The organism is Pigmentiphaga sp. MLSB6-MA01 (assembly GCF_058793475.1).
In genome coordinates this window covers 197,957-206,567 of record NZ_JBXAFV010000013.1, presented here as the reverse complement: position 1 = coordinate 206,567, position 8,611 = coordinate 197,957, and the positions used below count along the sequence as shown (strand labels likewise).

Genomic DNA, 8,611 nt, shown 5'->3' with positions numbered 1-8,611 from the left:
GAACAGGCCCTCGGGATCGGCGCCCGACAAGGTGTAATAGTCGGTATGGCAGATGCCGGTGGCCTTGATTTCGATCAAGACCTCGCCGGCGCGCGGACCTTCCAGGTCCACTTCTTCGATGGTCAGGGGCGCGCCTGCCTTCCAGGCGATCGCGGCTTTGGTCTTCATGGGCTGCTCCTTTAGCGGCGTATGCGGCGGCAATATAGCCGCGCGTGCGCGCATGGCGGGCGCCTTGCCCAGAAAATGGCCGCCACCCGTCGAAAATTGGCCGAAACGGATCCCTCGGCCATATGCGGACGGCCTGGCGGCTGGCGCGGTCGGCTTACAGCCGCTTGATGAACACCTGGCTGTTGCGGCTGCGGTCGTAGTGCGCCTGCTTGTCCTTGGGCAGGTCCGCCACGCTGCCCTGGGCGAAGCCGCGCTTGATGAACCAGTGCGCGGTGCGGGTGGTCAGCACGAACAGCCGCGTGATGCCCGCCGCCCGGGCGCGGCTTTCGATGTGGCGCAGGAGCTTGTCGCCTTCGCCCGCGCCCTGCCATTGGGGATTGACGGTCAGGGCGGCCATCTCGGCCATCTTTTCATCGGGGTAGGTGTAGAGTGCCGCACAGCCGTAGATGACGCCGTCGTGCTCGCTGACCGAGAATTTCTCGACGTCGCGTTCGATGCTGCCGCGGCCGCGGCGCACCAGCGTGCCATCCACCTCCACCGGCTCGATCAGGTGCAGGATGGCGCCGACGTCGTCGATGGTGGCGGGGCGCAGGTCGTCCAGCGTGTCTTCCACGACCATGGTGCCCACGCCGTCGTGGGTGAAGACCTCCAGCAGCACGCCGCCGTCCAGCTCGTAGGGTACGAGGTGGGCGCGCGCCACGCCCAGCTTGACCGCCCGCGAGGCGTGTTTGAGCACCACGGCCGTGCCCGCGTCCAGGTCGCCCTGGGAGATCAGGGCGTCGGCATCCTCGCGTGCCAGCTCGGTATCGACGTTGCCTTCCTTGTCCTGGATGACGGGCGCGTCGGTCAGGAAGATCAGTTTTTCGGCGCGCAGGGCGACCGCCACGGCGGTGCCGACGTCTTCCATGGAAAGGTTGAAGGCCTCGCCGGTGGGCGAGAAGCCCAGCGGCGACAGCAGCGTGATGGATCCCTGGCCCAGCGCCATGTTCAGGGCCTCGGCGTCCACCTTGCGCACCTGGCCGGTGTGGCGGTAGTCGACGCCGTCGATGACGCCGACGGGGCGGGCGGTGATGAAATTACCCGAAATGACCCGGATGTGGGAGTGGGACATGGGGGTGTTGGGCAGGCCCTGGCTGAATGCCGCCTCGATGTCCAGGCGGATTTCGCCGGCTGCCTCCTTGGCGCACTCCAGGGCGGCCGCGTCGGTCATCTGCAGGCCGCGGCCGAACTGGAAGGGGATACCCTTGAGCCGGAGCTGCTCGTTGACCTGGGGGCGTGAGCCGTGGACCAGCACCAGGCGTATGCCCAGGGCGCTGAGCAGCGACAGGTCCTGGATCAGGACGTTCAGGGAGCCGGCCTGGACGAGTTCGCCGCCGAAAGCCACCACGAAAATCTTGCCGCGGAAGGCGTGTACATAGGGCGCCACCTCGCGGAACCACTGCACGAACCGGGCGTGCAGATCGGAGGGGGCAGGATCGGGATCGGGAGGTTGTGCGGCTGCGTTCATCCCAAAATTATAATGATGGGTTACTCCAAGTTCTTCTCATGGTCGCACAATCCCGCAAGAATGTGCCTTTGGCACGACGGCGCAACCCGGTTCCGCCCATTACCTACCCCGAAGACCTGCCCGTCAGCGGCCGGCGCGGCGAGATCGCGCGCGCCCTGGCGGCGCACCAGGTCATCATCGTAAGCGGCGAGACCGGGTCGGGCAAAACCACCCAGTTGCCCAAGATCTGCCTGGACGCCGGCCGCGGCGTGGCCGGCATGATCGGCCACACCCAGCCGCGGCGCCTGGCGGCGACCTCGGTGGCGCGCCGGATCGCCGAGGAAATCGGCACGCCGCTGGGCGAAGTGGTGGGCTACCAGGTCCGCTTCAACGACCGCACGGCCCCGGGGGCCTCGGTCAAGCTCATGACCGACGGCATCCTGCTGGCCGAGTCGCAGCGCGATCCGTGGTTGCGCGCATACGACACGCTCATCATCGACGAGGCGCACGAGCGCAGCCTGAACATCGATTTCCTGTTGGGCTACCTGCGCCAGTTGCTGGCCCGGCGGCCCGATTTGAAACTGATCATTACGTCGGCAACCATCGACGCGGAGCGTTTCGCCCGGCATTTCAGCCTGCCTGGCCAGCCCGAGGTGCCCGTCATCAACGTCTCGGGACGTCTCTACCCGGTCGAAGTGCGCTACCGGCCGGTGGATACCCGCGGCATGCAGGCCAGCGACGCCGACGAGCAGCCCGCCAGGAAGCCCGAGCGGACGCGCGACAAGGAAAACCTGTCCCGCGACGAAGAACGCGACCTGATCGACGCCATCGTCGACGCCGTGGACGAGTGCGCCCGCCATGGCGCGGGCGACGTGCTGGTCTTCCTGCCCGGCGAGCGCGAGATCCGCGAGGCCGCCGAGGCCCTGCGCAAGCACCATCCGCCCGGCACCGAGGTGCTGCCGCTGTTCGCGCGGCTGTCGCAGGCCGAGCAGGAGCGCGTGTTCCACCCCAAGGGCAGCGGCCGCCGCGTGGTACTGGCCACCAACGTGGCCGAAACCTCGTTGACGGTGCCCGGCATACGCTTCGTGGTCGATACCGGCCTGGTCAGGATGAAGCGCTACTCCTGGCGCAACAAGGTCGAACAACTGCGCATCGAGCCGGTCAGCCAGGCTTCCGCCAACCAGCGCGCCGGCCGCTGCGGCCGTATCGGCCCCGGCGTGTGCATTCGCCTGTACGAGGACACCGACTACGCGGCGCGCCAGCCCTTCACCGATCCGGAGATCCTGCGTTCCTCGCTGGCCAGCGTCATCCTGCGCATGAAGTTCCTGAAGCTGGACGACATCGAGCAATTCCCGTTCGTCGAGGCACCGCCGGGGCGGGCCGTCGCCGACGGCTACCACCTCCTGCAGGAGCTGGGGGCCATCGACGAGGACAACGCCCTCACGTCGGTGGGGCGGGAACTGGCGCGGCTGCCGGTGGATCCGCGCATCGGCCGCATGATCCTGGCGGCACGCGACCAGGCCTGCCTGAGCGAGGTGCTGATCATCGCGGCCGCGCTGTCGGTGCAGGACCCGCGCGACCGGCCCATGGACGCGCAGGAGGCGGCCGACCAGGCCCATGCCAAGTTCGCCGACGAGCGGTCGGAGTTCATGGCCTTCCTGAAACTGTGGAAGTGGTTCAACGAAGCGGTCGAGCACAAGCAGTCGCAGCGCAAGCTGGTGGAGAACCTGCGCCAGAACTTCCTGTCGCCGGTGCGCATGCGCGAATGGCGGGACGTGCATTCGCAACTGGCCGCGGTGGTGGGCGAGCATGGCTGGCGCCTGAACCAGACCGAAGCCACGCTGGAACAGATCCATCTCGCGCTGCTGTCCGGATTGCTGGGCAACATCGGCTACAAGTCCGACGAGGAAGCGCAGTACCTGGGCGCGCGCGGCATACGCTTTTTCATCCATCCGGGTTCCCGGCTGGCGAAGAAGGCGGGGCGGTGGGTCGTGGCGGCCGAGCTGGTCGAGACCTCGCGCCTGTTCGCGCGCTGCATCGCGCGCATCGATCCGACGTGGGTGGAGCGCGTGGGCGGCCACCTGTTGCGCAAGAACTGGTCCGATCCCCGATGGGAAAAGAAGGAAGGGAGGGTGGTCGCCAACGAGCGGGCGACCCTGTACGGGTTGACCGTCTATGCCGGCCGGCGGGTCGACTACGGACGCATCGATGCCCGCCAGGCGCGCGAGCTGTTCATCCGCGAGGCGCTGGTGACGGGCGAACTCGACAGCCGGCTGCCCTTCATCGCCCACAATAGCAAACTGGTCGCCGAGATCGAGAAGCTCGAACACAAGTCGCGCCGTCCGGACATCCTGGTCGACGAGGACCTGATCTTCGCGTTCTACGAACGGCAGGTGCCGGAGGACGTGAACCGCGTCGTGACGCTGGAGAAGTGGTATCAGGACGAGGCGCGCAAGCCCGGCGGCGACAAGCTGCTGTTCCTGTCGCGCGACGAACTGATGCGGCACGAGGCCGCGGGCGTCACGACCGAGGTGTTTCCCAAGAAGCTGTCGCTGCATGGCATCGACATGGCGCTCGACTATCACTTCGAGCCGGGGTCCCCGCGCGACGGCGTGACGCTGTCGGTGCCGCTGTTCGCGCTGAACCAGCTCGATCCGGCGCGCTGCGAGTGGCTGGTGCCGGGCATGCTGAAGGAGAAGGTCCATCTGCTGCTGAAGTCGCTGCCCCAGAAGCTGCGGCGGCATTGCGTGCCGTTGCCCGAGTACGCGGCGGGTTTCTACGATCGCTGGTTCGAGCAGGCGCACAAGCCGGATCGTGGACTGGTCGACGCGCTGATCGCCGACGTGCGTGGGCAGACCACCGTGCAACTGGCGCCGTCCGACTTCAAGCAGGAAACGCTGCCGGCCCACCTGTCCATGAATTTCCGCGTGGTGGACGAGCACGGCCGCATGCTGGACATGAGCCGCAATCTGTCCCATCTGAAGGCAGAACTGGGGCGCGAGGCGCAGGCCACGTTCCAGCAGGTGGCCGCGCGCGACAAGGAAGTCGCGCAGGCGCTGGCGCACGAGAACCTGACGGACTGGACCTTCGGGCCCTTGCCGGAGCTGATGGAGATCAAGCGCGGCGGCCTGTCGGTGATCGGCTATCCGGCGCTGGTGGATCGTGTCACGCACTGCGATCTGGACGTGTTCGACGATCCCGACGAGGCCGCGCGCCATCACCGCGCGGGGCTGTTGCGGCTGTTCCGTCTGCAACTGAAGGAGCAGGTCAAGTTCCTGGAGAAGAATCTGACCGGGATGACGCAGATGAGCATGCTCTACATGCCGTTGGGATCCCAGGAGGACTTGCGCGACCAGATCGTGGATGCGGCGCTGGGGCAGGCTTGCCTGGCCGATCCCTGGCCGGCCGACGCGGAGTCGTTCGCGCAGCGGCGTACCGAGGGCAAGGGCAGGGTGGGGCTGCTGGCGCAGGAGATCGCGCGCCTGGTGTCGGCCGTGCTGACGGAATGGGCCGCCGCGCAGCGCAAGCTGCCGCAGGCCAAGCCGCATGCGGCGGCCCATGCCGATATGGAGCAGCAGATGCGCGGGCTGATGGGGAAGTGGTTCGTGCGCGAGACGCCGTTCTCGCAGTTATCGCATTTCCCGCGCTACTTCAAGGCGGTCCAGGCGCGGATCGACAAGCTGCGCGCGGATCCGGCGCGTGATGCGAGGTTGCTGGCGGATCTGAATCAGTTGCTGGTGCCGTATCAGCGGGCTCGGGCGGCGCGCAAGGGAGTCGCGGACGGGAGGCTGGACGAGTTCCGGTGGATGCTGGAGGAGCTGCGGGTGGCGTTGTTCGCGCAGGAGTTGCGCACGCCCATGCCGGTTTCGGTGAAGCGGTTGCAGAAAAGTTGGGAGGCGTTGAGCCGGTAAGATCCTTGAGACGGCCGTGTCCGGGGTGTGCCGGGCGAAGGGGTCAGGTCAGGCTGCGCCGCAACTCCGGCGCCCCCGGCAGGTTGGGCGGGGGGCTGTCGGACTGGAGGCTGTCGAGCAGGCGCTCCAGGTGGCCGATGTGCGGCAGCATGGGGCCGTAGAACAGCGTCTGGGTGCCGTTCTGGACCAGGAGGGTGGGGAAGTCCTCGATGTCCTGGTCGTCGAGGAGGTCGGTGTGTTCCTCGACGTCCAGCCACAGGAAGACGTGGTCTTTGAATCGGCCGGACAGTTCTTCGAATTTGGGCAGGTATTCTCGGCAGGTGCCGCACCACGCCGCGCACAGGCATGCGACCAGTATGGTCTGCGGATCGTCGAGGCGCCGCGAGAGGTCGCTGGCGCCGGTGTCGGGAAGATAGACGGCCATGATGCGAGGAAGTAGGGATCTGGCAGCCATTATGCCTGTGCCATGCGTCATACTTGCAACCGTGGCTGAATTTCCGGAGCTCCGATGACTTACTCTCCTGTCGAACGCGGTGACGTCAGCGCCGGCCTGCAAGGCGTGGGTCTGGCCTTTGGGCGCGCGGTGGTTTCGCAGTTCCGCGGGCCCATGCTGCTTGCGCTGCTGCTGCCGTTCGTGGTCGCGCTGGTGGGCGCGGTGGTGTTGATCTGGCTGTTCTGGACGCCGCTGACCGAATGGCTGCAGGGAACGCTGTTCTCGCTGCCGCTCATGGGGCAGATCGACGGCATGCTGGTCGCGATCGGCATCGCGTCGCTGAAGCTGTGGCTGATTCCCGTCGTGGCGACGCTGATCCTGCTGCCGCTCTCGGGCATCCTGGGGCTGGTCGTGGCGGCAGTGCTGATCATGCCGCTGGTGCTGCGCAACCTGGAAGAGAACGATTACCCGGGCCTGCAGCGGCGCGGCCGCAATGCCACGGTGGCGAGCGTCTGGAACGCGGTGTGGGTGACCACGCTGTTCGTGCTGGGGTGGCTGTTCACCATGCCGCTGTGGCTGCTGCCGCCACTGGCGATCCTGTTGCCGATCGCGTGGTGGGCCTTCGCGTTCACCCGCATGCTGCGGCTCGATGCCATGATCGAGCACGCCTCGCCGGAAGAACGGCGCATCCTGATGGCGCGGCACAATCGCGGCTTCTGGGGGCTGGGGCTGATCTGCTCGCTGCTCAATCTGCTGCCGCCGGCCTGGTTCCTCCTGCCGGTTTTTTCCGCGCTCTTGTTCTCGCACTTCGCACTCGAGGCGCTGCGCCGTCTGCGCAGCGAAACCACGTCATGAACGATACCCCTGTTCCCCAGCGCCGCATCGGCCTCATCATCATCGGCGACGAAATCCTGTCGGGCCGTCGCCAGGACAAGCATTTCTCCAAGATCGTGGAGCTGCTGGGCGCGCGCGGCCTGCGCCTGTCGTGGGCGGAGTTCCTGGGCGACGACCGCGACGCCCTGGTCGCCGCCCTGCGGCGCAGCTTCGCCAGCGGCGACGTGGTGTTCTCGTGCGGGGGCATCGGCGCGACGCCCGACGACCACACGCGCCAGGCGGCCGCGGCCGCGCTGGACCTGCCGCTGGCGCTGCATGACGAGGCCCGCGAGCTGATCACGCAGCGCTGCGCGGAAACCGCCGCCCAGGGATCGGGCACCGCCGACATGACGGCGCCGGACAACATCCGGCGCCTGCAGATGGGCGAGTTTCCGGAAGGCAGCGAGATCGTGCCCAATCCGTACAACAAGATTCCGGGATTCTTCATCCGCGACCACACCTTCGTACCGGGTTTCCCGGTGATGGCGTGGCCGATGATCGAATGGACGCTGGACCACCGCTATGCGGGGCTGCATCACGCCGTGCCGCATGTGGAACACTCGTTCATGGTGTTCGAACTGGCCGAGTCCAGCATCGCGCCCGTGATGGAAGCCATCGAGCGGCGCTGGCCGGGCGTGAAGGTGTTCAGCCTGCCCAGCATGGGCGAGGGCAAGCGGCGCCACATCGAACTGGGCGTCAAGGGCGATCCCGACAGCGCGGCGCAGGCCCTGGCGATGCTGCGGGACGAGGCCCGCCGCCTGGGCGGCGTCTTTGGCGCCGCGACCTGACCCGCGGGAAGGGAGACGAAAACAAAAAGCGGAGAACGTATCGTTCTCCGCTTTTTTTACCCCAGGGCACCCAGGATCCGGTTTTGCCGGTCCGTCAGCGCCGCTTCCCCACGAGGTCCGGCGCCGGGCCCCGGCCCTCTTTGAGGGCTGCCGCGTAGCGGCTCCGGGGCCTTGCCATGCCGGGCGAGGGGGACGGACCTATCAGGCCGCGGTCTTGCGAGCGCGCGTGGTCTTGCCGGTTTCGGCGGCGGCCTTGAACGTCGCGTTGGCGGCGGCGGTCAGGTTGGATTCGGCCAGCTCGGCAGCCTGCTTGGCGGCCTTGTTCACCGAATCGTAGGCCGAGGTGGCGGTGGCCAGCGAGGACTTCAGCAGGGCCAGGGCGCTTTCCGAGCCGGCCGGGGCGTTCTTGGCCAGTTGTTCGACGACGTCCGACAGCTGGCGCTGTTGTTCGGCGACCTGCGCTTCTCCCAGGCGGGCGAATTCGTTCTGCACGCCGGAGACGATGTCATACACGTGCTTGCTGTAGGCCAGCGCCTTTTCGGCGTTCGGCTGGGCCAGCGCGGAGACGAACGCCAGGGCTTCCTGGCCGTCCTTCAGGGAGAAGGCTTCCTGGGCCTTCAGCGAGGCTTCTTCGAACGTGGCTTTGGTCACCTTCAGGTGCAGGTCGACCAGCTTCTCGAAGCCGGCGAAGGCGGTGTTCTGCGCGGCGAGCAGGGCGTCGAAGGCGGCTTTTTGGGTGGCCAGGGCGCGTTCGGGGGTGGCAAACATAGGGGGCTCCTTGAGGGCTGTCTACATGAGGCGACCGGGAAACCAGGGGAGTACGCCCCAAAAAGCCCGATCCTGGTGCACGCATCGTGTCGCGGTAAGCGTATTTGTTGCGATGCACAAAACGTATTTTAAGGATGGACGGGGGAAAGTCAAGATGCCTTTGGAAAAAAATGCACGATGTTGG

The 8,611-nt window shown here is 67.0% G+C and carries 6 protein-coding genes and 1 pseudogene; 3 read left to right on the top strand and 4 right to left on the bottom strand.

Features of this window, described 5'->3' with window-relative positions:
* Nucleotides 1-168 (bottom strand): annotated as a pseudogene (locus AC1Q6E_RS21100) (S-(hydroxymethyl)glutathione dehydrogenase); the annotation flags it as partial.
* 154 nt (nucleotides 169-322) lie between these two features.
* Entirely contained in the window at nucleotides 323-1,675 is a 1,353-nt protein-coding gene (argA, locus tag AC1Q6E_RS21095; RefSeq protein ID WP_152796161.1) for an amino-acid N-acetyltransferase, read from the bottom strand.
* Between argA and hrpA the strand changes: the two genes are divergently transcribed.
* Entirely contained in the window at nucleotides 1,660-5,565 is a 3,906-nt protein-coding gene (hrpA, locus tag AC1Q6E_RS21090) for an ATP-dependent RNA helicase HrpA (protein WP_492573463.1), read from the top strand. The two genes, argA and hrpA, sit on opposite strands and share 16 nt — an antisense overlap.
* Nucleotides 5,566-5,608: 43 nt before the next feature.
* Here hrpA and AC1Q6E_RS21085 read toward each other — a convergent pair whose 3' ends face one another.
* Nucleotides 5,609-5,989 carry a thioredoxin family protein gene (locus AC1Q6E_RS21085; RefSeq protein WP_152797753.1) on the bottom strand — a complete coding sequence of 127 codons (381 nt, stop codon included), beginning with the start codon at nucleotides 5,987-5,989 and terminating at the stop codon, nucleotides 5,609-5,611.
* Between the two features lie 84 nt (nucleotides 5,990-6,073).
* On the opposite strand from AC1Q6E_RS21085, the gene AC1Q6E_RS21080 reads away from it, so the two are divergent.
* Together AC1Q6E_RS21080 and AC1Q6E_RS21075 are read left to right on the top strand one after the other, a co-directional pair.
* Nucleotides 6,074-6,853, top strand: coding sequence for an EI24 domain-containing protein (locus tag AC1Q6E_RS21080; RefSeq protein ID WP_152796163.1), 780 nt, complete (start codon nucleotides 6,074-6,076; stop codon nucleotides 6,851-6,853).
* Complete coding sequence (locus tag AC1Q6E_RS21075; RefSeq protein WP_152796165.1) at nucleotides 6,850-7,659, top strand: competence/damage-inducible protein A; 810 nt, start codon at nucleotides 6,850-6,852, stop codon at nucleotides 7,657-7,659. Before AC1Q6E_RS21080 ends, AC1Q6E_RS21075 begins: the two co-directional genes overlap by 4 nt.
* A gap of 201 nt (nucleotides 7,660-7,860) precedes the next feature.
* Here AC1Q6E_RS21075 and AC1Q6E_RS21070 read toward each other — a convergent pair whose 3' ends face one another.
* Nucleotides 7,861-8,427, bottom strand: a complete 567-nt coding sequence (locus AC1Q6E_RS21070; protein WP_152796167.1) for a phasin family protein — start codon at nucleotides 8,425-8,427, stop codon at nucleotides 7,861-7,863.
* Between the last annotated feature and the right edge of the window lie 184 nt (nucleotides 8,428-8,611).